Annotated in this window: 23 protein-coding genes, 2 tRNA genes, 1 pseudogene and 1 riboswitch; of the genes and pseudogenes, 25 read left to right on the forward strand and 1 reads right to left on the reverse strand. The window is 39.7% G+C overall.

What is annotated here, in order from left to right; genetic code table 11:
- Positions 1 to 154 precede the first annotated feature (154 nt).
- The 3 genes from BLT94_RS12215 (at position 155) to BLT94_RS12225 (ending at position 1040) form a co-directional block, all read left to right on the forward strand.
- Positions 155 to 242 (forward strand) — tRNA-Ser (locus BLT94_RS12215).
- A 12-nt stretch (positions 243 to 254) separates the two neighbouring features.
- Positions 255 to 346 (forward strand) — tRNA-Ser (locus BLT94_RS12220).
- A gap of 277 nt (positions 347 to 623) precedes the next feature.
- Positions 624 to 1040 carry a hypothetical protein gene (locus BLT94_RS12225; protein WP_092234477.1) on the forward strand — a complete coding sequence of 139 codons (417 nt, stop codon included), beginning with the start codon at positions 624 to 626 and terminating at the stop codon, positions 1038 to 1040.
- A gap of 109 nt (positions 1041 to 1149) precedes the next feature.
- Here BLT94_RS12225 and BLT94_RS12230 read toward each other — a convergent pair whose 3' ends face one another.
- Positions 1150 to 1557: an ASCH domain-containing protein gene (locus BLT94_RS12230; RefSeq protein WP_092234480.1), complete on the reverse strand. Its 408-nt coding sequence runs from the start codon at positions 1555 to 1557 to the stop codon at positions 1150 to 1152.
- A gap of 197 nt (positions 1558 to 1754) precedes the next feature.
- Here BLT94_RS12230 and BLT94_RS12235 point away from each other — a divergent pair, with 197 nt between their 5' ends.
- The 22 genes and pseudogenes from BLT94_RS12235 to BLT94_RS12335 all read left to right on the forward strand — a co-directional run bounded on the left by BLT94_RS12235 (position 1755) and on the right by BLT94_RS12335 (position 24867).
- Positions 1755 to 2090 carry a type II toxin-antitoxin system RelE/ParE family toxin gene (locus tag BLT94_RS12235; RefSeq protein WP_014958749.1) on the forward strand — a complete coding sequence of 112 codons (336 nt, stop codon included), beginning with the start codon at positions 1755 to 1757 and terminating at the stop codon, positions 2088 to 2090.
- A complete protein-coding gene (locus BLT94_RS12240; protein WP_092234483.1) occupies positions 2087 to 2377 on the forward strand; it encodes a helix-turn-helix domain-containing protein in 291 nt (96 codons plus the stop codon). The genes BLT94_RS12235 and BLT94_RS12240 overlap by 4 nt, the downstream gene beginning before the upstream one ends.
- Before the next feature lie 224 nt (positions 2378 to 2601).
- Positions 2602 to 3159 (forward strand): ribbon-helix-helix protein, CopG family, encoded by a 558-nt coding sequence (locus BLT94_RS12245; protein ID WP_092234486.1) that lies wholly within the window; start codon positions 2602 to 2604, stop codon positions 3157 to 3159.
- Positions 3160 to 3515: 356 nt separating this feature from the next.
- A complete protein-coding gene (locus BLT94_RS12250) occupies positions 3516 to 4580 on the forward strand; it encodes a hypothetical protein (RefSeq protein ID WP_092234490.1) in 1065 nt (354 codons plus the stop codon).
- A 198-nt stretch (positions 4581 to 4778) separates the two neighbouring features.
- A pseudogene (locus BLT94_RS22660) lies at positions 4779 to 4874 on the forward strand (hypothetical protein); the annotation flags it as partial.
- Between the two features lie 36 nt (positions 4875 to 4910).
- Positions 4911 to 5831 carry a tyrosine-type recombinase/integrase gene (locus BLT94_RS12255; protein WP_245743098.1) on the forward strand — a complete coding sequence of 307 codons (921 nt, stop codon included), beginning with the start codon at positions 4911 to 4913 and terminating at the stop codon, positions 5829 to 5831.
- 67 nt (positions 5832 to 5898) lie between these two features.
- Positions 5899 to 6330: a very short patch repair endonuclease gene (locus BLT94_RS12260; protein ID WP_092234495.1), complete on the forward strand. Its 432-nt coding sequence runs from the start codon at positions 5899 to 5901 to the stop codon at positions 6328 to 6330.
- On the forward strand, positions 6323 to 7513 hold the full coding sequence (locus BLT94_RS12265) for a DNA cytosine methyltransferase (RefSeq protein WP_092234498.1): 1191 nt from the start codon (positions 6323 to 6325) through the stop codon (positions 7511 to 7513). The genes BLT94_RS12260 and BLT94_RS12265 overlap by 8 nt, the downstream gene beginning before the upstream one ends.
- Complete coding sequence (locus BLT94_RS12270; protein WP_092234502.1) at positions 7497 to 8297, forward strand: hypothetical protein; 801 nt, start codon at positions 7497 to 7499, stop codon at positions 8295 to 8297. Before BLT94_RS12265 ends, BLT94_RS12270 begins: the two co-directional genes overlap by 17 nt.
- An 823-nt stretch (positions 8298 to 9120) precedes the next feature.
- Entirely contained in the window at positions 9121 to 9636 is a 516-nt protein-coding gene (locus tag BLT94_RS12275) for an RsbRD N-terminal domain-containing protein (protein ID WP_092234505.1), read from the forward strand.
- A gap of 57 nt (positions 9637 to 9693) precedes the next feature.
- Entirely contained in the window at positions 9694 to 10701 is a 1008-nt protein-coding gene (gene dsrM, locus BLT94_RS12280) for a sulfate reduction electron transfer complex DsrMKJOP subunit DsrM (RefSeq protein WP_014958758.1), read from the forward strand.
- Positions 10702 to 10704: 3 nt separating this feature from the next.
- Positions 10705 to 12369: a sulfate reduction electron transfer complex DsrMKJOP subunit DsrK gene (gene dsrK / locus BLT94_RS12285; protein WP_092234509.1), complete on the forward strand. Its 1665-nt coding sequence runs from the start codon at positions 10705 to 10707 to the stop codon at positions 12367 to 12369.
- Positions 12362 to 12757, forward strand: a complete 396-nt coding sequence (gene dsrJ, locus BLT94_RS12290) for a sulfate reduction electron transfer complex DsrMKJOP subunit DsrJ (RefSeq protein WP_014958760.1) — start codon at positions 12362 to 12364, stop codon at positions 12755 to 12757. The genes dsrK and dsrJ overlap by 8 nt, the downstream gene beginning before the upstream one ends.
- A complete protein-coding gene (dsrO, locus tag BLT94_RS12295) occupies positions 12754 to 13572 on the forward strand; it encodes a sulfate reduction electron transfer complex DsrMKJOP subunit DsrO (RefSeq protein WP_014958761.1) in 819 nt (272 codons plus the stop codon). The genes dsrJ and dsrO overlap by 4 nt, the downstream gene beginning before the upstream one ends.
- Before the next feature lie 11 nt (positions 13573 to 13583).
- Positions 13584 to 14741, forward strand: coding sequence for a sulfate reduction electron transfer complex DsrMKJOP subunit DsrP (gene dsrP / locus BLT94_RS12300; protein ID WP_014958762.1), 1158 nt, complete (start codon positions 13584 to 13586; stop codon positions 14739 to 14741).
- 118 nt (positions 14742 to 14859) lie between these two features.
- Positions 14860 to 16566, forward strand: coding sequence for a hypothetical protein (locus tag BLT94_RS12305; protein ID WP_139169023.1), 1707 nt, complete (start codon positions 14860 to 14862; stop codon positions 16564 to 16566).
- Positions 16567 to 16616: 50 nt separating this feature from the next.
- A riboswitch (cobalamin riboswitch) is annotated at positions 16617 to 16805 on the forward strand.
- A 136-nt stretch (positions 16806 to 16941) separates the two neighbouring features.
- On the forward strand, positions 16942 to 17814 hold the full coding sequence (locus tag BLT94_RS12310; protein ID WP_092234515.1) for a sirohydrochlorin cobaltochelatase: 873 nt from the start codon (positions 16942 to 16944) through the stop codon (positions 17812 to 17814).
- Between the two features lie 175 nt (positions 17815 to 17989).
- On the forward strand, positions 17990 to 20083 hold the full coding sequence (locus BLT94_RS12315; protein WP_092234518.1) for an adenosylcobinamide amidohydrolase: 2094 nt from the start codon (positions 17990 to 17992) through the stop codon (positions 20081 to 20083).
- Positions 20070 to 21050 (forward strand): ABC transporter substrate-binding protein, encoded by a 981-nt coding sequence (locus BLT94_RS12320; protein ID WP_092234521.1) that lies wholly within the window; start codon positions 20070 to 20072, stop codon positions 21048 to 21050. Before BLT94_RS12315 ends, BLT94_RS12320 begins: the two co-directional genes overlap by 14 nt.
- On the forward strand, positions 21037 to 22050 hold the full coding sequence (locus BLT94_RS12325; RefSeq protein ID WP_245743100.1) for a FecCD family ABC transporter permease: 1014 nt from the start codon (positions 21037 to 21039) through the stop codon (positions 22048 to 22050). Before BLT94_RS12320 ends, BLT94_RS12325 begins: the two co-directional genes overlap by 14 nt.
- Entirely contained in the window at positions 22047 to 22871 is an 825-nt protein-coding gene (locus BLT94_RS12330; protein WP_092234527.1) for an ABC transporter ATP-binding protein, read from the forward strand. The genes BLT94_RS12325 and BLT94_RS12330 overlap by 4 nt, the downstream gene beginning before the upstream one ends.
- Positions 22872 to 22914: 43 nt before the next feature.
- The gene (locus BLT94_RS12335) at positions 22915 to 24867 is read left to right on the forward strand and encodes a TonB-dependent receptor plug domain-containing protein (protein ID WP_092234530.1); all 1953 of its coding nucleotides are present in this window, start codon (positions 22915 to 22917) and stop codon (positions 24865 to 24867) included.
- Positions 24868 to 24914: the final 47 nt, after the last annotated feature.

Below are 24914 nucleotides of genomic sequence, written 5' to 3' on the forward strand. Positions count from 1 at the left end.
AAGCTGATCAAAAATGAAATACATTTTGTACAGGCTGATCTTGCTGAAGCCATAATCAATCAGTTCACCCAATTTAATTAAAATTTCCTGGAACCAGACAATTTTATTCTTGACCTGCTTCAAACAAGGTGCTATACATATCTGGATAAATTCTGGAGGAGTGGCCGAGCGGCTGAAGGCGGCGGTCTTGAAAACCGTTAAGTGTCAAAGCTTCGTGGGTTCGAATCCTACCTCCTCCGCCATTTATAAAATACGGAGAAATGGCCGAGTGGCTGAAGGCGCTCGCCTGCTAAGCGAGTATGGGTGTTGTTATCCATCCAGAGTTCGAATCTCTGTTTCTCCGCCACAATATACAATTTTAGGAATTTTAAGCCTTGGCTTTCAATTCCTTTTTTTGTTTCTGTGGGGTCAAAAATGGTGTCAAAATCATTTCGACCTTCTCAAAACACCTTCTTTTACAACAATTCAACCTTGGATTATTTCAGATTTCAACACCCTTACATCAAGACCCCTTCCCTACTCTCAACTTCCCCTAAATTCATCGATAAAAAAGACAAAAATTATATCCATATTTTTGTTCTTTTTTATATTCTACCAAACCAAAAATCTTAAAAGGAACTACTATGAACATTGACTGTAAAAATGACACCATTACCTGTGACTGTGGTCACACCTTGCAAATCAAGGACGCCCAACTTTACCATTGTTCTGATTGTCACTCTTACCATTTTGATTGTGACCAATGCGAGAAAACCCATATAATACCATTGGGATTCAATGATTATCTCTTTGGTGAAATATCAAAATCTGTTCTTCAGGCAAAAGATGATAATAACCAAATGCCTGATGAATTTTCCGACATCTTTCTTGGAAAGAATCAAGTTCCGTTAACAGATGAATTAATTGAGCATCTGGTTAAAGAAAAAGGAATGAACAGGGAAGAATTGATTTACATGCAAAAAGAAGGGGCGAAATATTCTGTCTCCCGAAATTCCTTTATTTTCCCTCCTGAAGGGGATTTGGACAAATTCATCAAATAAGAAAACAGTCTTTCACTTTTTGATCCCGCTAAACTATTGTCACTGATCGCAAGGTGGGCACGGAGCATTGCCCGGCACCACCTGAGAACGGGGATAATAGTTTAGCGGATCAGAACAAAGAAAGCTGTCTTTCTCTTCTTTGATTCTTCTTGTTCACATTAAATTCAAAATCAAAGACACTTAACCGCCCTTTCAATGGATAGAATGGAATCTTTTGTGGTGAAGCCAGAACAAAACCATACTTGCCATGAAACCAGGATGAATCATGGCTTGAAACGCAATTTATTAAATTGACATGGCCGATTATACCCCCTCTGACTTTTTTTGATTCTTCAATGAGGCTTTCATATTCTGGATGCAATCGTGATACAAGGTCTGCACCCTGGATATCAAACCTTTTACCGGTGTGAATATAAATGCGGCCCCGGTAATAGGTGAACCAATTACGGTTTTCAACGTCCTTGATGCCCTCAACGATGAGGGATGCCCACGGCTGTTGGATACTGATCGCTTTCATGGAAACTCCTTACCTGTTTGTCCAGGTTTTCAAAACCTGGCCCCCTTCATTTTATCTTAAGCGGGTGTGAAGGAGAAAAATCAGGAACAGACTGCTTTTCATTTTTCCAAAAGCCTTGACAGGGTTATCAAAAATGATAACATATTGATTGTAATTGACGGGCTAATTAATAAAACAAAACTCGGTTCTTTGCTGATATGACTTGGGAAATCACATTCTATAATAAAAAAATTGAAGAACAAACCTTATCTTTCCCTGCTGGAATATTGGCAAATTTAATACACATATTAGAACTGATAGAAGAATTTGGACCGAATTTGGGAAAACCCCATACTGCAGCTATGGGAAAGGGTTTGTTTGAAATAAGAGCAAAAGGTAAAGAGGGAATCGGAAGATCTTTTTTTTGCTCTATTGAAAACAATGAAATTGTCATTCTTCATTCGATTATTAAAAAGACACAAAAAACGCCTAAAAAAGATTTAGCTCTTGCAATAAAAAGAATGAAGGAGATTAAAGGAGGTAACAAGAAATGACCAGACCAACTTTTAAAAATTTCAAAAAAAAAGCGCTTAAAAATCCTGAAGTTAAAAAAGAATATGAAGCCTTAATCCCTATTTATGAGCTTAGAAAAAAACTGATCCAGATGAGAATAAACAAGGGGTTAACACAAGCTGAAGTTGCAAAAAGGATGGGAACAAAAAAAAGCAATATTTCAAGATTAGAATGTGGAGAAAACGTTTCATATCCTACATTGGCAACCATTTCAAAATATGCAGGTGCGCTGGGCTATAAAGTTAATGTGGAATTTGAACCCATATAATACACTTCAATGCATTATCCATCATTCTGGTTATCCAATGTGTATAACTTTCTGTCGCTACCACCATTCTCCCCGATAACGGGAGATCTGTATAAGAAGTTTTAAAATCTATCTTTAAATTTAGAAAAAGAAAAAAAGAACAACTATTTTTTATAAAATTATGTTGACTTTTTATTTTGATAGTGTAAGTGTAACGCATTACCATTACTTTTTATGGAATAAACATGAAGAAAACCAGAAAAACGATAGTCACCATTTGGATAAATCCAGAAATTTTAGACAAGTTAGATAAATTTGCCAAACGAGCAGATATTTCAAGAAGCCAGTTAATCCATAATTTATTATCAATTGGTTATGATGAAATCAAATTACAAAAGAACCTTGGAATTATCAAACTCACTTTATCCTTAGAAAGGCTACAGGCAAAAATCGCTAAGCTTCTTTCTGGTGCTAAGAAAAAAATTGTCATTGTCGATCCAGACAAAAAGGGAACCAATCTTTCTATACGAATTGATCCAGAGTTAATGAAAAAAATTGATGCCTTGGCAAATAAATTAAGCATGTCAAGAAGCATATTTATTGAGTACCTTTTGGAAATATCCATAAAAGAGCTTAAATACATTAATTTTCCAGGAATTATTGACAGTGCTCTATTGATTAGAGATTTAGACGATAAAATTAGAGAAACTTGGAAAAAATTATTTAAAAAATCCAAAAAAGCCCTAAAGGAGAAAGAGGTCGTCACCAAAATAGATGAAAATTTAGAAGAAAACAATAATTAAAAAGGCCAAGCACCGCGTCTCGCCAAAGCCAAGGTGCTTGACCCATTAATCGTGAGAGTTCAAAGAACACTCAGCAACTAAGTGTATCAATACACCGTTCTGGTGTCAATGAACTCTCCAAAATTCGGAGGTGTTCAAATGACAAGTTCAAATCAAAAAAATCATCCTAAAACTGCAAAATCACAAGATACTTCTATTGGGGGGCGGACTACTATCAGCCCCCCCCCGCAAAAATAAGCCGAGACTGTCAGCAAGAAGTAAGAATCTTAGCCTCAAATATTGATACCTTAAGGCTTTCAATCGATATTGTCTGGGAAAATTCATATTTCTTTGCCGTTCTCTCTGAAGCAAAAAAAATGGCTCGACTTGATAAAATAGATTTACCTGTCCCATTTATAATTAATGATGCAGATGATGAATATTTTTTCAGCATCAAAGAGCATGGATCACAAGGATATGAATGGATTCTCAATAATTCAGAATATTCTTTGTTAATAGGCAACTGGCGACAACCACAATCAAGACCAAGTGTCTTATTGACCATACGTTCTGAAACCCTCTGGCGAAAAGGACCCTTTGAGGCAATTTTTTTCATCATAAAATTTTTAAAAAAAGTTGGTGGTAAATTAACTCAAATAAAAATAAGCCGTCTTGATTTGTGTGTAGATACATTATTCCCTGAAAAATTATGGTCTGCAAATATTCTTGACCACAGAGTCACCAGGGCATCTGATACAAAAATATTTCATAGCAATAAAAATTTATCCGGCATAGCAATTGGCAAGAATAAATTTTCAGCCAGATTATATGACAAGCCGTTGGAAATACAACAGCAATCAAATAAAATCTGGTTTTTCAATATATGGGGATTGAAAAGCGTACCCGCAGATTATAAAATTATCAGGGTTGAATTTCAATTAAGAAGAGAGGCCATTAAGGAACTTGGAATCATTTCCATTAATGATCTGTTTAAGCTTATACAAAATATTTGGTCGTATTGCACAAAACACTGGTTGAAATTCCAAGACAACCCCGGCAAGCAATCCCACCAGCGAAAAACCTTAAAATGGTGGGAAAGCATACAAAATGGATTTAACAACATGTCTCCCGGTAATCCATTAATACGCAGTAAAGCATTAAAAGCAGACAAAGACAGACTTTCTCAACAAATTATGGGCTTAATGTCTTCATTTGCTGCATTGGAACTTGAAACCGGATGGGATATCAAGCCTAAAAATATCAATTTAATTAACACATTCAAAGTATTCCAGAAACACCTTATCCAAAACAATTTAAATAAAATTGAATTTTCAAAACGTGTTGAAAATAAAAAAGCTAAATTTCAACGGCTAAACGACAAACACCTCGAATCCCTTAACCTGAGAGAACAGCTTGGTTTCTCACCAAACAATGCAGCTTAGGAGTGATTTTTATGATTTCACCAAGTGATATAGTTGACGTTGAAGGTTTATCAAAAGTTCTTTCTTGTTCCACGGCAACCATAAAAAAAACCTGGAGAGAATATCCTCATATTTTTATTGGTCTTGGCCGAACAGCCAAATCAGCCAGGTTTATTGTTGATGATGTTGTATCGTATTTAATTGAAAGGGATTACAAAAATGGCATATCAAGATCCAAAAACAAAAAAATGGGTAAGGGATTCAAGAATCACAGGATGTCCAAGAAAAAAGAAAAGAGGATTCAGAACCAAGAGAGAGGCAAAGCAATGGGAAAATGCCAGGCGGGAAGAGATGCTGAACCCGAAAGCCGAACAGATCCAATTGACAACTTCAGAAGCATGTTTGCGGTATCTTGAACATTGCAAAAGACGGGGCTTCAAGCTCAATACATATCGCTATAAAGCCAATATTTACAAGGCTATGATTTATTTCTGGGAAAACGACCCGGATATAAAAGCTGTTGATTCAATAATGATAGAAGAATTCTTTGACCACGTTTTTGATTCATCCGGCGGAAAAACCGTAAACCGTTACAAACGTGAAATTAAATCTCTTTTTAATTATCTGCGGAAAAGGCATTTAATTGATAATGATCCAACCTCCCCCATAGATGATTATGAAGAAGAAGTTTTTAAAAAATATGTTCCCCCACCTGAAGATATCCATGCCGTTCTTAATGTTGCCAATGAATTTGAGTCCGATATTATTCGGACTGCATATCATACGGCTGCAAGGTCAGGAGAAATAAGACAAATCACTTGTGAAGATATTGACTTGAAAAACAATGCTTTAACACTTTGGACCCGAAAACGTAAAAACGGAAATTCCGAAGCAGATACCATTGACATGAGCCAATCTTTAAGAAAAATTTTACAAAACCGGTTAATAGTCTGCACAAAAGATTGTCCCTGGCTATTTCCAAGCCCAAAATGCAAGCAGCTTTCCAAATACACCTTTGATAATATTATGCCAAGGCTTTGTAAAAAAGCTAACGTAAAGCCATTTGGGTTCCATGCCATACGCCACCATATAGCGGTACAACTTGCTCATAAGAATTGGCCTTTAATTAAAATTCAAAAATTTCTCAGGCATAAAAGAGCGACAACGACTGATATTTATCTCAGATCTTTGATCAACATAAAAAGCTCTGGAGCTTCAATTATAGATGATATCGAGTTGGAAATGAAAGCCTTAAGATCTGAATTGAGATAGCCTCATAATTTTAAAAAAACCAATAATAATCATTGATATATAAAAAAAAATGGAGATATAAATAATTATGGATTTATTTTCCCCTCAAAAAAGATCTGAAATAATGTCCCGAATAAAAAGTAAGGGAAACGCATCCACTGAAATAAAATTCGAAACACTTTTAAATAAGTTCAATATAACAGGATGGGAGAAGCATCTTGCTATAATCGGAAAGCCTGATTTTGTTTTTCCATCTTTAAAGATTGCCATTTTTATAGATGGGGCGTTTTGGCACGGCTATAAAAGTTCAAAGCTCCCGGAAAAAAACAGAATTTTTTGGGAAAAGAAAATTAATTCAAATAAAAAAAGAGATCTGAAAGTGACTAATAGTTTGCGAAAACAGGGCTGGTCGGTTATAAGAATTTGGGATTTTGAACTTAGAAAGAAAAATGAAAAAAATATCATAAAACGAATAAAAAGAATGATAACTATTAAACTCAATGGAGAAAAACATGATTAGGCGGCCATGGAAAGTGATTGATTTGTTTTCAGGTGCCGGAGGCATGAGTTTTGGATTCCATGCTCATAAAAATTTTCAATTGACAGCGGCTTTTGATGCTCAGAAGGGGAAACCGAGTTCTGGTTTCGGCAAACTTGAGTGTAATACCACATATTATGACAATATTGGTATAAAACCGTACGATACGGATCTTAATTCCATCAGTATTGAAAATTTTAAAAAGAAGATAACAAAAAATATTGATGTTTTTATCGCCTGCCCTCCTTGCACTGGATTTAGTAGGGCAAATCCGACGAATCATTTAGTCGATGACCCACGAAATTCTTTGGTAACAAAATCAGCTTTATTAGCTCTTTCTCTCAAACCTTCTGTGATATTAATGGAAAATGCAAGGGAGCTACTTCAAGGTAACTTTAAACATCATTATAAACAATTTGCCAAACTCTTAACGGATAATGGCTATAATGTAACTTGCTCGGTTCATTTCCTTAATAAATTTGGTCTACCCCAAATAAGGGAACGAGCACTAATTATAGCGGGAAAAAAGAATTTAAAGTTAAAAACGATTGAAGACCTGTGGGATGGATACACCGTCAACCCCTTTTCCACAAGCGTTAGCAATGCATTCTCTGTACTTGAAAAAAGTAAGAGCTTCTCTTGTAATATAGCCCCCAAGTTCAGTAGCAAAATAGTTAAAGATAGAATCAGTTCTATTCCCAAGGATGGTGGTTCTTGGATTGATTTGGCAAGACAACCGAACAAAAAATACTTATTAACTGAAGGTATGAAAAAACTGTTTGATAAAGGTAAAATAGGCTCATTTCCCGACACATACGGGAGAATGGCATGGAACAAACCGGCTCCAACAATTAAAAGAGAATGCAGTCATGTTGGAAATGGCCGTTATGCACATCCCGAAAAAAACAGATTATGCACAGTACGAGAAATGGCTATTTTGCAAGGTTTTCCAATTTCTTACAAATTTTCTGGAAACTCTTTATCTAATAAGTACAGGCATATTGGAGATGCAGTTCCACCTCTTATTTCATATCAATTGGCACATCTTGTAGATTGGATTTTATCAACAAAAAAACCGGCAATTGATGATATAATTCTAAAAAATACCAGCTTAAAATCATCTGATATTGAAAGCGTAGAAAAAAATTATGGACAAGCTGTTTAAGCAAATCAAAGAACTAAATGGACATCAACAAAAAAGAGTTTCTGAATTCATAAGTTCGATAGGAAAACCACTGGATGAAATATTTATTCAAATAGAAAAATTGAATAAATTCAAGCAACAAAGAGTATTTGATTTTATAAAAGCTTTAAACAAACCCCTCAAAGAGTCTACTAATAAAGACTCTGAATATGTTAATTCTGCTTTTTCCGAAGAGTTTAGATCCAGAATCTTAACTCAACACGCCTTTCAAAACTCTCCATTATTTCAAGATTCCTTTGATTCCGCTTTTATGGCTGCATCAAAAGCAAGCGGTAAAGATTGCAAAGAAGCTCCGATTGGAGAACGCTTTTGGGATGTAGAAGTTGATGGCCTTCGAATTAGTTTAAAATCAACCCGTGAAAAAAATCTTAGTTCCAAAACACTAAAAATAAGCAAACTGACCGAAGCGGCTTGGATACAAGACTGTAGATCAGCTGCCATAAGGGAAGAGCGAACAAAAAATTTGTTTATAGAGTATATGGATATTGTCGGATCAATTATTCAACTAAGGTATTTCAAAAAAAAACAAATGTACGAATTAGTGGAGATACCAATGGAATTGTTTAAACCAATTTTGGATGTACCACGATCATATTTCAATTCTGATGGCCCGACTATAAACATTCCCGTTGGAGAGAACCCTCCAAACCTTAAACTCAGATTAGATCGATCGGATGCAAAAATAACAATCGTTAGCATTTTAAAAGAGCGTTGCATCGTACATGGAACTTGGCAATTGATTTAGACATAGCCCAATCGGAAAAACCGTTTTGAAGATATAATTAGTGGGGTCAAAAATGGGGTCACTTTTTTTTAGAATCGAATATTTCAGGCTATTTTAAGAATGATCAAAATTTCAAAAAGCCTAACAATAAAGGGGTTATGCGCTATTAACAAGACTTTAGAAAAACCGTTCTTTCGCCTGCTAAGCGAGTATGGGTGTTGTTATCCATCCAGAGTTCGAATCTCTGTTTCTCCGCCATTAACAACAATCTTGGGGGTTAAAAGCAACCGCTTTCAATCCCCTTTTTTTTTGTTTATTTTGGCAGCCATTCTCCATCAACACCCCAAAAACCAAAATCAGCTGTTCAGGCCCGAAGATGGAACCCACAATAATTTTTCAAAACTCCGTTTATGTCATTATTGTTAACCGTATTATAGAACAACTCAAACCATTTGAAAAAAATCTTTTTTCAATCCCAGATAAGTTTCAATACTTGAATTAGCTTCACCATAACCAAAAGAAATACCATATTCTGAAGAATCAGCCATTATGGCATTAGCAAATACAATAAAAAAACACGCAATTTTTCATAACAGTTCTTTTTTATCCAAAACCAAAGAGGTGAAATTTTCTGATTATTCCTTTTTTTAAATGAAAACCGTCATTTATTCAATAAATAAAGATTGATCTTTGCCCGAAGCCATATCATCACAAATTTCAAGGGCATGCATGGATTGCAGCCTTGCGTGCATTAACCCTTGACATAAAATTGAAGGGAGTTTATATCCTTCTAACAATTATACCAAGGAGATATTTTATTTTTATATAAAATAATTAAAAAAACATGCATTTAAAACAGATACTTGAAAAGAACAAAAAATCATTTACAGAAAAATGGTTCCAGGCAACTATTGATACATACCCTGCACAAAGTGCAAAGTTTCTAGGAAAAGATTCCAACCGATTTGACAACCCTGTTGGAGCTGTTACCCATGAAACCATTGAAGACGTTATCAATCTTATTATAGGTGATTTCAATCAGGAAACACTTGAAAAAGCCCTTGATCCGATCATCCGCATCAGGGCGGTACAGTCTTTTTCCGCTTCGGAAGCGGTCAGTTTTGTTTTTGCACTAAAGCAAATTGGCGAAACCATACTTGACAACAGCCTGATCAGAGAATTTGATAAGCTTGTTGACCAGATTGCTTTAGCTTCATTTAACAAGCTTATGAAATGTAAAGAAGAAGTTTTCCTTTTAAAAGCCACTGAGAGCAAAAGACGTATCCACAGGGCTTTTGAAAGGGCGGGTTTAGTAGCTGAGCTAACGGAGGAGGACCTTCTTGGCTCAAAAAAATCTTAACCTGTATGACAAAAATTTTAAAACTTGTCATACATAAAATAATGAGGTGGTTATAATATGAATCAAAAGTACTTGATCCCCCTGACAGCTGTTTTCCTGCTTTTTTTAGTAGCCTATACAGGGGTTGAGGGAGCAGGGCTTCAGTGGTTCTTCGGAATTGTTTTCCCCTATGTAGCGATGATTGCCTTCCTTGCCGGGTTTGTATACAAGGTTATGGGATGGGCATCTTCTGCTGTACCGTTCAGGATTCCGACAACCTGCGGGCAACAGAAATCTCTACCATGGATAAAACATAACGCCATTGACAATCCTGATACTTCAACAGGTGTGTTTGTGCGTATGATTCTTGAAATTTTTCTTTTCAGGTCTCTGTTCAGAAACACAAAAGCAGCATTCAGCAGAAATGCTTCAAACAGGCTTTCCTATTCCTGGGAAATTTTCCTTTGGGTAGGTGCCCTTGCCTTTCATTATTCCTTTTTAGTAGTATTGTTAAGGCATTTCAGATTTTTTACTTCCCCAGTACCGTCGTGCATCAAATTTCTGGAGTACTTTGACGGTATTGTACAATTGGGACTTCCCGGTCTGTTTTTATCCGGTGTAGTATTGTTAGCGGCAACATTATACCTGCTTGCGCGAAGAATCTTTGATGCCAAGGTCACCTATATATCCCAGGCGGCTGACTACTTCCCATTATTCCTTATCATCGGAATTGCAGTGACCGGTTTGTCCATGAGATATTTCACAAAAGTTGATATTATCGGTATTAAAACGCTTACCATGGGCCTTGCGACTTTCAGTCCCACAATTCCTGAAGGAGTTAGCGGTCTTTTTTATGCCCATATTTTTCTGGTAAGCATCCTTTTTGCATATTTCCCAGCCAGCAAACTGATGCATTTGGGCGGAGTTTTCTTAAGCCCTACAAGAAATATGGCAAGCAATACGCGTGCAAAAAGACATATTAACCCCTGGAACTATGATGTTGATATTCATACCTATGCACAGTATGAAGATCACTTCAGAGAAAAAATGATTGAAGCTGGCCTGCCAGTGGACAAGAAGGAGTAATAAATGTCTGACGAAATCAAATCGGATGAATTATTAGATAAAATAGACTTCAGCCCGAGATCAGATAAAGGTCCGGGCAATTGGATGGATACTTCGGTCCAGATCAGACCGGGAATGTATTGCTATGCGTCAAACTACAAAAGTGTAGAAACCTTGGGCCTGCCCAATGCAAGGCCGTGGAATCCCCTGGAAGACGACTGGAAACTGCCGGAAAACTGGCAGGAGATTCTTCACCAGGGAATAAAGGAACGCCTGGAAAGATTTCGTACATTCAAGGTATTCATGGATATCTGTGTACGCTGCGGCGCATGTGCTGATAAATGTCACTTTTTTCTTGGAACCGGTGACCCAAAAAATATGCCTGTCTTGAGAGCCGAGCTTTTAAGGTCTGTATACAGAAATGATTTTACAACTGCAGGAAAAATTTTAAAAAAAGTTCCAGGCGGAAGCGCACTGGCCGGAGCCAGACCCCTGACCATTGATGTACTCAAGGAATGGTGGTACTATTTTTTTCAATGTACGGAATGCAGACGCTGCTCTGTTTTCTGCCCTTATGGAATTGACACGGCTGAAATCACCATCATGGGCCGGGAGTTGTTAAACCTTATCGGTCTGAACATAGACTGGATTGCAACACCTGTTTCAAATTGCTACCAAACGGGTAATCATCTGGGCATCCAGCCCCATGCTTTTAAAGACATGATTGATTTCTTTGTTGAAGATATTGAAGATGTTACAGGTGTTAATGTTGAACCCCAAATGAATAAAAAAGGGGCGGATATTCTTTTCATAACTCCTTCCGGAGATGTCTTTGCTGATCCTGGCACATATACATGTCAGGGATACATGATTCTGTTCAAATATCTCAAAGATAAATACGGCCTGGATGTAACCTGGAGTACATATGCATCAGAAGGCGGCAATTTTGGTTTCTTTACCTCCCATGAAACCATGAAACGCTTGAACGCCAAGATGTTTGCAGAAGCCAAACGTTTGGGTGTCAAATGGATTCTGGGCGGTGAATGCGGTCATATGTGGCGTGTCATCAATCAATATATGGACACCATGAATGGCCCTGCCGACTTCCTTGAAGAGCCGGTTAATCCTATTACAGGCACCAAATTTGAAAATGCAAAATCCACAAAAATGGTTCATATCACAGAGTTCACGGCAGATCTTATCAAACACGGAAAACTTGAACTTGATAAGAGCAGAAATTCAAATCGTGTCATGACCTTTCATGATTCATGCAACCCTGCCAGGGGCATGGGCCTTCTGGATGAACCCCGATATATTATCGAGAACTGTTGTGACCAGTTTTATGAAATGCCGCCAAACACGATTCGTGAGCTGACCTTCTGCTGCGGTTCAGGCGCTGGTCTGAATGCCGGTGAAAATATTGAACTGAGAATGGCCGGCGGACTGCCAAGGGCCAATGCTGTTAAATATGTTCATGAAAAATTCGGTGTTAACAGCCTGGGAACCATATGCGCTATTGACAGAGCAGCACTCCCAACCCTGATGGACTACTGGGTGCCGGGCGTGGATGTTGTTGGCATCCATGAGCTTGTAGGAAATGCCTTGATCCTGCCGGGTGAAAAGAAGAGAACAGAAGACCTGAGATTTGAACCATTGCCAGGCTTTGAGGAGGAGGAAGACGATGAATAAAAATTTGATCATCACAGGGCTTGTTATATTTGTCCTGGCCGTACTCTCACCGTTCTGGTTTAATATCATTACAGAAACCCAGGCAGCACCTGAGCCTGAACTGGTGGGAAAAGCCAAAACAGAAAAAAAATGCGTGCTGGACAAATATGACATGAGAGCCAATCACATGTCCCTTCTGGACGAATGGAGAGATTCGGTGGTTAGGGATGCAGACAGACAATACAATGCCGTCAACGGCAATTCATTTAATATGAGTCTGTCCACTGGTGAAAATTCATGTCTTGGCTGTCATGAAGATAAAGCAAAATTTTGTGACTCCTGTCATACTTATGCTTCAGTTGATCCCTATTGCTGGGATTGTCACACAAACCCCAAGGAGATTGAATGATGAAAAAAAGCAGAAGAAGCTTTCTTAAAGTAGCAGGTATTGCTGCCATTGGATTAGGTGCTTCTCCGGCAATTAACTTTGCTTCATCTGATTCTCAAGGTACAGCCCATGCGGTGAAAAACTCAGAAGCGCTGCAAGCCCATCGCTGGGGCATGGTTATTGATACCAACAAGATTACGGATGAGGTCGCTGAAAGTATTGTTGAGGCATGTCACAAATCCCATAATGTTCCAAATTTAAACCATGAAGTGAATGAGGAAAAATTTCCAAAAACACGGCCGGTCAATCACAAGCAGGAAATCAAATGGATATGGGAAGAAGAATTCCACAACGCTTTTCCAGACAAAGAAGATGAATTTCTTGCTGAGAAATTCCATCACCTTCCTTTTCTTGTGACCTGTAACCATTGCAAAAATGCACCTTGTGTTCAAGCATGCCCGACACAGGCGACTTTCAAAAGAGAAGACGGGATTGTTCTGATGGACTACCACCGCTGCATCGGATGCCGTTTTTGCATGGCTGCCTGCCCGTTTGGAGCCAGAAGCTTTAATTTCAGAGACCCAAGACCGTTTATTGAAGAGACTGATCTTGATTTCCCCACCCGGACAAAAGGTGTTGTGGAAAAATGTAATTTCTGCGCTGAACGGCTGGCAAAAGGGGAACAACCGCATTGCGTGGAAGCCTCTAAAGGTGCAATTGTGGTTGGAGACCTTGAAGATCCGGAATCTGAAGTTCGCGCACTTTTGAATGAACATTATACAATCAGACGTAAACAGTCCCTGGGTACGGAACCCTCTGTTTACTATGTCATGTAAAAGGAGCGAGTATGCTTGAAATAGCTATCAAAGGAAGTAAAAATTACTGGTTATGGATAGTCTTACTGCTCATAGTAATAGGAGCAGGCACGATTGTTTATATTGACCAGTTCATAAACGGACTTATGATCACCGGCATGAGCCGGGATGTATCATGGGGATTTTATATTGCCAACTTTACATTTCTTGTGGGTGTTGCCGCAGGAGGTGTTATGGTTGTTATCCCCTATTATCTTCATAATTATGAAAAATTTCACAGAATTACCATTTTAGGAGAATTTCTGGCTGTTGGGGCTCTGATCATGTGCCTTCTTTTCATTGTTGTGGATTTAGGCCAGCCCACCCGTATGCTGAACGTATTATTATACCCTTCACCCAAATCAATGCTGTTCTATGATATGCTTGTTCTGAACGGGTATCTGTTTTTAAACATTGTCATTGGCTGGAAAGTGCTTGAAGCGGAAAGAAATCAGGTGGAACCGCCGTTCTGGACAAAACCCTTGATTTATCTTTCCATTCCCTTTGCCATTGGTATTCATACGGTAACAGCATACCTGTATTGTGGTCTTCCTGGTCGTGGATTCTGGCTGACAGCCATTTTAGCACCCAGGTTTCTTGCATCGGCGTTTGCTGCAGGGCCGGCTTTTTTGATCATTCTTTGTTATATTATCAGAAAATACACCAAGTTTGATCCGGGCTGGGATGCAATGCAGACTTTATCAAAAATTGTCTGCTGGGCAATTATTGCCAATCTGTTCTTCTTTTTGTGTGAAGTCTTTGTTGTTTACTATTCCAAGATTCCGGGACATAAAGTCCATATCCAGTATCTGCTCTTTGGATATCACGGATATACGGCACTTGTACCATGGATGTGGACCAGCCTGATCCTCATGGGAACAGGAGCAATTTTCCTTTTGCTTCCAAAATTAAGAACCAACAAAACCCTGTTACCTGTCTCCTGCGCCATGATCTTTTTCGGTGCGTGGATTGATAAGGGATTGGGAATGATCTCAGGCGGGTTTGTACCATCTCCTTTGCACCATGTAACAGAGTATGGTCCCACAGGACCTGAAATCATGATTACCCTTGGGATATATGCCACAGGCTTTCTGGTTATAACGATTCTTTACAAACTGGCAACTCAAGTTAAAGAAGAAGTTCACGGATAGTCTTAAAACATAATAATCTTAAGATATCATAACCGATATTGATCTCAAAACAGGGGAGTTTTTTCAATAAAACTCCCCTGTTTTATTCATGGTGCTTTATGAAACAGGGTGCTTTAGAGTGCCGTCACACGGACTCAAAACAAATGACATGATTTTACTAAACAACGACATTAAAATCCAGGCTTTCACAACCAAAGATTGCTTGCTGGAACAAAAAAAAAATGAATTTCTGGCGTCCTTGTATGAAAAAAATTTTCAAGCTGCCGAACTTATCTTCATGGATATTCTCAAACTTGCACAAAACCAGTCAGAATTCAGTGAAAATTTTGAAAAACGCCTGAACCAGATACAAACTATTTTCAAAAAATTCAAACATGCTCTGTTCAAGCATTGCTCTTCAGAAATCAAAAAAAATCATGCATGCCTTAAAAAAATGATTCTGGCTTCGATCAAGCACTCTTCCGACTCTATCGGTCATGTGAATTTTCAAACATGGGAAACAAAACTTGATTTAAAACCTTGCCAAAAAAATCTCTTGTTTCAAACAGCCATGACTTTTCAATTGACATCGGGATGCAGCAATTTTTGCAGGCGTTGCAATGAATGGGCCTTGCCCAAGGTCAGGCGTCACTTCTCCTTTAATGCCATACTGACAATTCTCAACCATATGGCAGACCAGAAAAATGATGAAATTTCCCTTTACGGCGCATCTGACCCTCTTGACTGGACAGCGGGTGATAAAGCCTTGCCTGATATCATTGAGTACTTGAAAAAATTACCGCTTGAATACAGTCTATTAACAAAAGTTCCAAAAGGGAAGCGGCACTTATTAAAACTGCTGTTAAAAAACCATTCAAACCTTTCGGTCAGCATCACCTCAAAAAACAAAAAGCGCATCAAACAAATAGAACAAGAAATCGACACACCCATAAGCAAACAGCACGATCTTGAAGAGCTGCTAATCCCCGCAGGACTGGACGAAGATTTTGTCAGCATAAAACCCTCAATCACTGACGGATACGGCACGGAAATCACTCCGGACGGTGCTTTTATCATTATTCCCTGCTTTACCAGCGCATTGTACCCGTTTGGCCACAAAAAAATTCCTGTTACATCAAATACACGCTTTTTCCCCGTAAAAAAAACCGGCCGCCAAGCCCTGCTTGTGGACTATTTCAAACCCCTGGAAGGCTATGACCTAAACAAAAGTCTATGCCACCTGTCCGCTTTGCTGGACGTACAGATAGAGTCTGTCATTCTTGACAACGGAACTGAGCAGTTGACACCGCCAGGCATGAGAAGCCTGAAAGAATTTCTGTCCATATTTGAAGAAAAGGCAAGATGTCAAAGAAAAAAAATGACACCTTCTATAATGAAAAAATTAAAACAACGGTTTCTGGCAACCACCTGTTTTAAAAAATTATCTAAAAAAAATAAAAATTTGTTTTTAAAAAAAATAGCCGGCCATTTGAAGTTATGCAAACAAAAGCACTGTGTTTCAGCAAGACTATATGCTGTCTCCTTTTTCCTGGAATCTATTCGTCAATATATACCCACCCATTTCATTAACGTCAAAATAATGCGGTTTCTTTTGAAAGATGAGATACAACATATTTTTAATCTTACTGACACCCTGATTGCTGATCAATCTTTGGAGAAGGTGTTAACCGATCCTGATGTTGATGTGTTTTATGCCTTTAGATTTTACGTTTTTTGTCTGCTGACCAAATCTGATGATCGTGCCATCCTTGAATTCATTCAAACTTATCCTGCAGCCTATGACCCTGAGGCTGATATATTTGTTCTTCGTTCATTCTCCAATTGAGATTCTTTTTAAAATTCAAGTTTAGAGTTGACTTTTAGAACAGTTCTAAATATTAAGACTATGTTTCAGGTGCTTTAACTGCTTAAAAGGGAACGCCTGTGGAAATCAGGGACGGGCCCGCCGCTGTAATTGGGGACTAACGCTTTACTTAAGCCACTGTCAGTTGCAAAACAGATGGGAAGGCAAAGTGATCAGGATGATCCAAAAGTCAGAAGACCTGCCTGATACATTGTATGTATTCTCCGTGGAAAAGAGAATTACAATAAGATCTTGAGGAAAAAAAAGGGATACCCCGGATCAATTGAGATAAACGGTCCAGGGGTTTTTTATTGCCTTGGACCATTGAATTTAATTATTTAATTTTAAGAGGCAAACATGAAAAAACAAATTTTAACCTTATTTCTAATTTTTCTGCTATTTCCTTCAATTGCTGTGGCATCAGGTCATGGTCATCACAAAGCTGTGAAAAAAGGTATTCTGCTGGTTGCATTTGGTTCCAGTATTCCTGAAGCCCAGGTTTCATTTGAGAACATTGATAAAAGAGTAAAAAAAGAATTTGCAAATATTCCTGTTCAATGGGCATTCACCTCTTCCATCATCAGAAACAAGCTGGCAAAACAGGGGAAAACACTTGACTCTGTCGCAGTAGCGCTTGCAAAAATGATGGATCAGGGATTTACCCATGTGGCGGTTCAATCTCTTCACACCATCCGGGGAGAAGAGTTTAATGACCTTTTGCATACGGCATATGCGTTCAACAATATGGCGGGCGGTATTGAAAAAATAATGATTGGATCTCCGCTTCTTTCCAGTCATCAGGATATGGAAGCTGTAACAGATGCCATTATTGAAAACATACCTGCTAAAAGAAAGAAAAATGAAGCGGTTGTTCTGATGGGTCATGGAACGCCTCACCCTTCAAATGCTTTTTATGCGGCCCTGATGTTTCATCTTCAGAGAAAAGATGCCAACATATTTGTTGGCACTGTTGAAGGTTCTCCAACCATAGATGACATAGCAACCATGTTAAAGGAAAAAAAGATAAAAAAAGTTCATCTCATACCTTTTATGTCGGTTGCCGGAGACCATGCCAGAAATGATATGGCAGGAGAGGAAGATGATTCATGGAAATCAATTCTTGAAAAACAAGGCATCAACTGTGAAGTTGTCCTTAAAGGAACAGCTGAATACGACAATATGATTGATATCTGGGTCGGGCACTTAAAAGATGTAATGGCACATTTTTAGAGTTTGATCAAAACACAGACCATTGAGATGGGTCAGGCTTGCATGATTGGCATTTTGTTCAAATTCTTCTTTATGATCAAAATGTTGGCAGACAAACAATAGCACAAGCCTGCCCCTCATTGGTTCTGGTCCCCCCACAGGTTCCATCAATTCAATTCGCGATCCCAAGGAAGTTATGCTCATACAAAACAAAAAAAGATTAAAGTTCAACCCTTTTCTTTTAATATCCGCCTTGCTTTTCATAATCTGTACAACATCAGTTGCTGCATATCCTGTAAGTGTCACAGATTCTAAAGGAAATCATTTAAAAATTTTTAAAACTCCGCATAAGGTTATCAGCCTTGTGCCCTCAGCCACCCAAATTATTTTTGAGATAGGGGCAAAAGAGCATATCCACGCCATCACCTACCACGATATCACACTTGCCGGAGCTTTTGACAAACAAATAATAGGCGGTTTTTTTCTGCCGTCCATTGATAAAATTAAAACTGCAAAACCGGATATGATAATCCTTTCCACCCTCCACCAAGATATCATTGAAAAATTTCAAAACACTGAATGCAAAATATTTATTTTTGATACAACAACCATTGAAAGTGCTTATAAAAATATAGAGGTTTTAGGAAAAATATTTAACCGCGAACAAGCAGCTCAAAAGATCATTAAAAAAAACAAGGCAGAACTGAATCATATAAAACAAAAATTAGCTAAAATTAATCATTTAAAACACAAACGCGTCATACGGCTCATGGGCAAAAATACGATCATGACTCCTGGCACAGATTCCTTTCAAACCCGGATTATCCGTGCAGCCGGGGGAATTGCCCCTGATTTTGGCAAAAAAGGAAGTATTGTTTCCGTTACAAAACAAGAATGGATAAAATTTAACCCACAGGTGATTTATGGCTGCGGGCCTGACAAAGAGGCTGCCAAAAAATTTTTCTCAAAACCCGGCTGGAAAGATGTGGATGCTGTAAAAAAAGGACAGATCTATTATTTTCCCTGTGACCTGACCTGCAGGGCCTCCACACATACAGGTTATTTTGTATCATGGCTTTCTTCAATGATTTATACTGATGAGTTTGCCAAAGCAAAAAACACGATTTTACCCATAACCATAACCCGGTCCAAACCGTTTGAAATTGATCTTGACTATATAAAGTCAGCTTCAATCAATTATAGTCATATTTATGATTTTGAAAACAAAACCCTGGTGGTGGATTTTCAAAAGGATCAAACCATTATTTCCACTCTTGAAGGTCAACGAGATCATATCCTGACGGTGGGAAATCATTATTCTCCCCCGCCAACCTGGGCGCCGGGACATCACCTGGGCATAGAGCATATCCGGTCATCCATATTAAAAGCCATGGGGAAAAACCAACAAACAGCCAGTTTTTTAATGACCGGGGCAGACATGGATAACCTGAGCGTGAAAACAAAAGTCTTCAAAGAGATGAAAGTTGTAGCCCTGGTTACTGCCGGTGTCATGTCCAATGCGGTTCGCATGTCAAAGGATACAGGCGACTTTTATGAACCCGGCACAATTAACGTTATTATAATGACAAATATGCGTCTTTCAACAAGAGCCATGACCCGGGCCATCATTGCAGGCACTGAGGCCAAAACCGCAGCTCTTGAAGACATGGATATCCGAAGCAGCTATACGCCTTTAATTAATGCGGCAACCGGTACGGGAACCGATAATATTATGGTGGTTCAAGGCGAAGGGCAATTGGTGGAAAATGCCGGAGGCCACTCAAAGATGGGGGAACTGATTGCAAAAGCGGTTTATGACGGTGTCAGTGAGGCCATACTAAAACAAAATAAAATCACGGCTGATCGCCATCTTTTTCAGCGGCTCAAGGAAAGAAAGATCTCCATTTTCCAGCTGGTATCCAATGTAAACTGCGACTGCATAAACAATACATCAGGAACCCCAAACAGACTTGCACAAGTTGTGGAACACCTGCTTCTTGAGCCACAATATGCATCATTTTTAGAATCCGCTATGGCCATAAGCGATGAATATGAAAAAGGTCTGGTAAAAGATCTGTTCTTTTTTCAAAAATGGTGCAGGACCATTGCCGGAGATATTGCAGGAAAAAATATTGAAGAAATAAAAATTCATGTCATGGATGACCATATCCCTGTCACCTTGAAAACAGCATTTGACGCTATCTTTACCGGTGCACTGGCAAAATTAAATACAGATGGATCAAATCCAGACAAATCAAATCAGGGCAAATCAACCCATGAAAACAATTAAAAATTTTAAACCATCTTTTGGTTTGTGTATAATTCTGGCTGTTTTCGTCATCCTGTTTTTATGCGGAACAAAAAAATCATTTGCCGCAGGACAAGCCTTTCCCAAAAGAGTGATCTCTTTATCCCCAATTATAACGGAAACAATTTATCTTGTGGGTGCCCAGGACAGCCTGATCGCCAACACCACCTATTGCAATATACCGGAACAGGCAGGACTTAAAGAAAAAATCGGGTCCGTAACCCATATGAATGTTGAAAAAATTATCAGTCTTTGTCCCGATCTTGTGATTGCAAGCGCCCTAACCAGGGAAAGACAGCTCATCATTTTAGAACGACAGCATATCACGATTTTAAGGGCCGAAAATCCAAAAACATTTGAGCAGATGTGCGACATGACCCTGACTATCGGACAAAAACTTGGAAAAGAATCCACAGCTAAGGTCATCGTGGAAAAGGCAAGAAAAGAGGTGGCTCATGTAATGAAAAAAACCTGCGGGCTTAAAAAACCCAGGGTATTTCTGCAAATCGGTTTAAAACCCCTGCATTCCGCCAACAAGGATATGTTTATCAATGAATACATCCGGTATGGCGGCGGTGTCAATATTGCAGAACATGAATCCTCCGGCATATACAGCCGGGAAAAAGTCATTCAGGAAAACCCCCAGGTCATTCTCATCGCCACCATGGGGACATCCAAAAAAGCCGGATTAATTGAACGGCAAAGATGGATGTCGTTCCAAGGCATTGATGCAGTAAAAAATAAACGGCTCCACGTTCTGGACCCGGAAATGATCTGCAGTCCCACACCGGCAACCTTTGTGAAAGGGTTAAGATTAATCGTACCCCTTATCCATCCGGAAATAGCCTGTCTGGAATTGGAACATCCGGAATCGGACAGTCCAAAGTCAGACAGTCCCAAATTGGTACATACAGAGGTGGCCCATCAGGAGGTGAGTGTTGAACCGTAAAAGATTCAAACAATGGCTGCTGATTCTCATAGGCCTTGCAGGGCTTGTTCTGGTCACCGGCATCCTGGCGCTTTGCACCGGAAGTGCGGGCATTGAATTAAACAAGATACCCAATATTCTTGTCCACGGCAAAGGAACGGCAGACTACAGCATCCTTGTCGGCATACGTCTGCCCAGAATCATTCTGGGGATGTCCATTGGCGGTGCTTTAAGCCTTGCCGGCACACTGCTTCAGGGCATGTTCCGCAATCCATTGGTAGAGCCTTATACCCTGGGTATTTCCGGAGGTGCCTCCCTGGGGGTCTGCATGAATATTTTGTTCAAGCTGTATGCTGTTGTAGGTATCATCGCCTATCCATTGTCCGGTTTTTTGGGAGCAAGTATTGTGATATTTCTGGTCTACAGTCTGAACAGCAGAACACAGGATGTCCAATCCAACAGGATGCTGCTAACAGGCGTGATGATATCCTATGTTGCATCCTCTCTTGTAATGCTGCTCATGGCCCTTTCAAAAAGCGATGACCTTCAGAATATTGTTCTGTGGATCATGGGTTCTCTTGATGAACCCGATACCACACTGATAACAATCACCTGTGCAGGCTCCATTGCAGGCCTTTTTGTGTCCTATTTTTTCTGTATGGATCTCAACGCACTGCTCTTAGGAGAAGAAGAGGCAACCACCCTTGGAATCAACACTCAAAAGACAAAAAAAATCCTGTTTATCATTGCATCCTTTTTAACGGGACTCAGTGTTGCCGTTGCCGGTATCATAATGTTTGTAGGGCTGATTGTACCCCACTTTGTCCGCATGATGACAGGTCCCGACCACAGGATTCTTCTGGCCGCATCCTTTCTGGCCGGCGCTGCATTTTTAACCCTGTCCGATGTGATTGCCCGTATTATTATTGCACCACTTGAACTTCCCGTGGGCGTCATAACAGGGATCATAGGCGGAGTAATGTTTATCTGGGCTCTTTCAAGAAAGCAGGTGAGCCTATGAAGCCATTGCTGGAAATCAAAAATTTAAGTTTTAGATACCAAAAAAAAATGATTCTCCAGGACATCTCATTTTCAGTTGATCCAGGTGAATTTGTGGCTGTGATCGGCCCCAACGGGTGCGGCAAAACAACCCTGATTAAAACAATTTTAAAAACCATCCACCCGGAAACCGGCACGATTCATATAGAAAACAAAGACATACAAACGCTTTCCAACAAAGCCCTTGCCAAAAGGGTGGCTGTGGTCATGCAGACCATTGATCCGGCAAGCATGACAGTGCGTGATTATGTCCAGTTGGGGCGGCTGCCCTTTTTTCAAAAATACCAGTTTTTTGAAACCCGGAATGATGTGGATATTGCAAAAAAATATATGCGACTGACAGATGTGGCAAGGCTGGCAGATGCCAGGATCAATGAAATCAGCGGCGGGGAAAGGCAGCTGGCATCCATTGCAAGGGCTTTGACCCAGGAACCCGCCCTTCTGATCTTGGATGAACCCACCTCCCATCTGGATATTACCCATCAGGTCAGGATACTTGAATTGATCAACAAGTTAAAAAAAGAATTGTCTTTGACAGTTCTCATGGTACTCCATGACCTGAATCTTGCAGCAGAGTATTCTGACCGGCTGGTGCTGCTGAACAAGAAAAACGGACGTATTTTCAAAGCAGGTATCCCAAAAGAGGTGTTAACCGAAGCATCCATCCGGGAGGTATACCATACCAGTGTCAGGGTCAGACCGAATCCTGTTTCAAATAAGCCATGGATTTTTTTAGTAAACCAGCACGCTTTAGACAACAGACCTGATATGAAAAAAGATTAATACTAAAAGACAATAAAAGCTAAAAATAAAGGCTAAAAAAATAATGAACACTGAAAAATCAATACACATAAAAGGACATGGTGTGATCATAATGCTTTTATGTACTGCACTGTTCTGCCTGTGCTTTGCATCAGCTGCCAAGGCTCAGGATCATGCCGGCCCGGCAAAGACATCTGACCATCAACCAGCTCCCATGGAGCTTCAACAGGTGGTGGTGATCGGTGAAAAAATTGATGATTATATCAAAAAAAATCCCGCCCAGATTGTCAGCATGGATGCCAGGGAAATCGAACAGAGAAACTTTCTCCAGGTGAACGAAGTCCTTGGCAGCATGGCTGGAGTGGATGTCAAACCCGGAACCAGTGGAATGGGAACAAGGATTTCCATCCGGGGCGGCGGCGGTTCAGGATCAGTACTGGTACTTGTGGACGGCAGACCCGTGAGTACCATGCAATATGGCGGGGTTGACCTGGGCAGTATTCCCATAGACATTGTAAAAAAAATCACTGTCTTTAAACCCCCTGTCCCTGTCTGGCTGGGGCCCGGCAGCAGTGCCGGTGCCATCTATATTGAAACCAAATCCGGACAAATCAAATCCAAAAAAATCGAATCAAGGCAAACCGAGAAAAAAAGCGTAAAAAACGGCCGTGTCAGAATCTTGGCCGGATCATATGGCCTGGCCAATGTCAGTGCCACATGCAGATCAGATGCCGATGACAGTGATTATATGATTTCAGGCGGTGTCGGCCATAACGACGGAAAGCGGGACAACAGCAAAAAAGATCAGGGCAATTTAAGCATTCACTATGGAAAGGCAGTTGATTTGTTCAAATACCAGGTGAACGCCAAAGGCTTTATATCAGATCATGGTGTGTCCGGCCCGACTTACAACCCCACCCCCAATGCCCACCAGCGCTATGAAAAAGCAAGCCTGGATGTCAAACTCGACGGAATGGCTCAGCAGGCACTGGATTATGATGTCAAAGCCTATCTGGATGTCAAAAAGCTGGAAGACACCGCAAACAATGGCGATGTAGCAAAACTGGATGCATTCACCACAGGTTTTGGAACCAATTTTTTTATAACCAACAGCGCAGAAAAAAACGAATTCCGTTTCGGTACACTGGCAGAACACAGTCGGGTAGACCATACGCTGAGCGGAAAACACGAAAGAAATATGGCTTCTTTTCATGGGGTCTATACATTGAGATCCGCCCCCTTTAACCTTACCACAGGCCTGAGATCTGATTATACCAGTGATTTTCATTTTTCTCCGGGCGGCAATGCAGGAGTGAGCTATGAACTGTCTGAAAAAACGATTGTCAAAGGCAATGCCGGATATTCTGAAAATATTCCCTCTTTTGGCCAGTTGTACCAGCCAAGTCACGGATGCATTGATCAGGTCAGGGGAAACCCGGATCTGGAAAAAGAAAAAATCGTTTCTCTCTCTTTAGGAATCACTCATACCTTTGAAAACAAAAATGAGCTTGAGTTCTCTTTGTTCAGGACAGATACCCGGGATCTGATCAAATACCAGCGGGGAATTGATCTGATCAGCCGCCCGGATAATATCAACCGGGCGTACAAGCAGGGACTGGAAACAAGTGTCAGGTTTCACCTGACATCCACAACAGACCTGGATCTGAACCATATCTGGCAGAAAACTGAAAACAAGGACAATGGAAAAAATTTGAGTTATGCTCCCGAGCATACCCTCAAGGTGATCCTGAAAACAAAATTCAAAACCGGAACCAAACTGGAAATTACGGCAAGGCACTATAGTGATCAGTTTACCGATACTCTGAACACCGAATCTGAAAAAATAAAAACCTACATCACCACAGATGCCAAAATTATTCATCCAGTCCTGGTGCTGAAAAAAAAGGCACAAATCTTTGTCCATATTCACAATTTGTTTGATACTGATTTTGAATCGCACTACGGGTATCCGGATGACGGATTAAAGCTACAGGCAGGTTTAAATATAAACTTTTAGGAGCTGTTTGCAAAAAAGATAAGATGGAGAAAACATTTGACTTTTTA

Origin of the sequence: Desulfobacula phenolica, from assembly GCF_900105645.1 — a bacterium.
GTDB lineage: Bacteria > Desulfobacterota > Desulfobacteria > Desulfobacterales > Desulfobacteraceae > Desulfobacula > Desulfobacula toluolica.

Coding starts and splice junctions, on each gene's coding strand:
- BLT94_RS12225 (WP_092234477.1), top strand. CDS start 624: ATGAACATTGACTGTAAAAATGACACCATTACCTGTGACTGTGGTCAC.
- BLT94_RS12230 (WP_092234480.1), bottom strand. CDS start 1,557: ATGAAAGCGATCAGTATCCAACAGCCGTGGGCATCCCTCATCGTTGAG.
- BLT94_RS12235 (WP_014958749.1), top strand. CDS start 1,755: ATGACTTGGGAAATCACATTCTATAATAAAAAAATTGAAGAACAAACC.
- BLT94_RS12240 (WP_092234483.1), top strand. CDS start 2,087: ATGACCAGACCAACTTTTAAAAATTTCAAAAAAAAAGCGCTTAAAAAT.
- BLT94_RS12245 (WP_092234486.1), top strand. CDS start 2,602: ATGAAGAAAACCAGAAAAACGATAGTCACCATTTGGATAAATCCAGAA.
- BLT94_RS12250 (WP_092234490.1), top strand. CDS start 3,516: ATGGCTCGACTTGATAAAATAGATTTACCTGTCCCATTTATAATTAAT.
- BLT94_RS12255 (WP_245743098.1), top strand. CDS start 4,911: ATGCTGAACCCGAAAGCCGAACAGATCCAATTGACAACTTCAGAAGCA.
- BLT94_RS12260 (WP_092234495.1), top strand. CDS start 5,899: ATGGATTTATTTTCCCCTCAAAAAAGATCTGAAATAATGTCCCGAATA.
- BLT94_RS12265 (WP_092234498.1), top strand. CDS start 6,323: ATGATTAGGCGGCCATGGAAAGTGATTGATTTGTTTTCAGGTGCCGGA.
- BLT94_RS12270 (WP_092234502.1), top strand. CDS start 7,497: ATGGACAAGCTGTTTAAGCAAATCAAAGAACTAAATGGACATCAACAA.
- BLT94_RS12275 (WP_092234505.1), top strand. CDS start 9,121: ATGCATTTAAAACAGATACTTGAAAAGAACAAAAAATCATTTACAGAA.
- dsrM (WP_014958758.1), top strand. CDS start 9,694: ATGAATCAAAAGTACTTGATCCCCCTGACAGCTGTTTTCCTGCTTTTT.
- dsrK (WP_092234509.1), top strand. CDS start 10,705: ATGTCTGACGAAATCAAATCGGATGAATTATTAGATAAAATAGACTTC.
- dsrJ (WP_014958760.1), top strand. CDS start 12,362: ATGAATAAAAATTTGATCATCACAGGGCTTGTTATATTTGTCCTGGCC.
- dsrO (WP_014958761.1), top strand. CDS start 12,754: ATGATGAAAAAAAGCAGAAGAAGCTTTCTTAAAGTAGCAGGTATTGCT.
- dsrP (WP_014958762.1), top strand. CDS start 13,584: ATGCTTGAAATAGCTATCAAAGGAAGTAAAAATTACTGGTTATGGATA.
- BLT94_RS12310 (WP_092234515.1), top strand. CDS start 16,942: ATGAAAAAACAAATTTTAACCTTATTTCTAATTTTTCTGCTATTTCCT.
- BLT94_RS12315 (WP_092234518.1), top strand. CDS start 17,990: ATGCTCATACAAAACAAAAAAAGATTAAAGTTCAACCCTTTTCTTTTA.
- BLT94_RS12320 (WP_092234521.1), top strand. CDS start 20,070: ATGAAAACAATTAAAAATTTTAAACCATCTTTTGGTTTGTGTATAATT.
- BLT94_RS12330 (WP_092234527.1), top strand. CDS start 22,047: ATGAAGCCATTGCTGGAAATCAAAAATTTAAGTTTTAGATACCAAAAA.
- BLT94_RS12335 (WP_092234530.1), top strand. CDS start 22,915: ATGAACACTGAAAAATCAATACACATAAAAGGACATGGTGTGATCATA.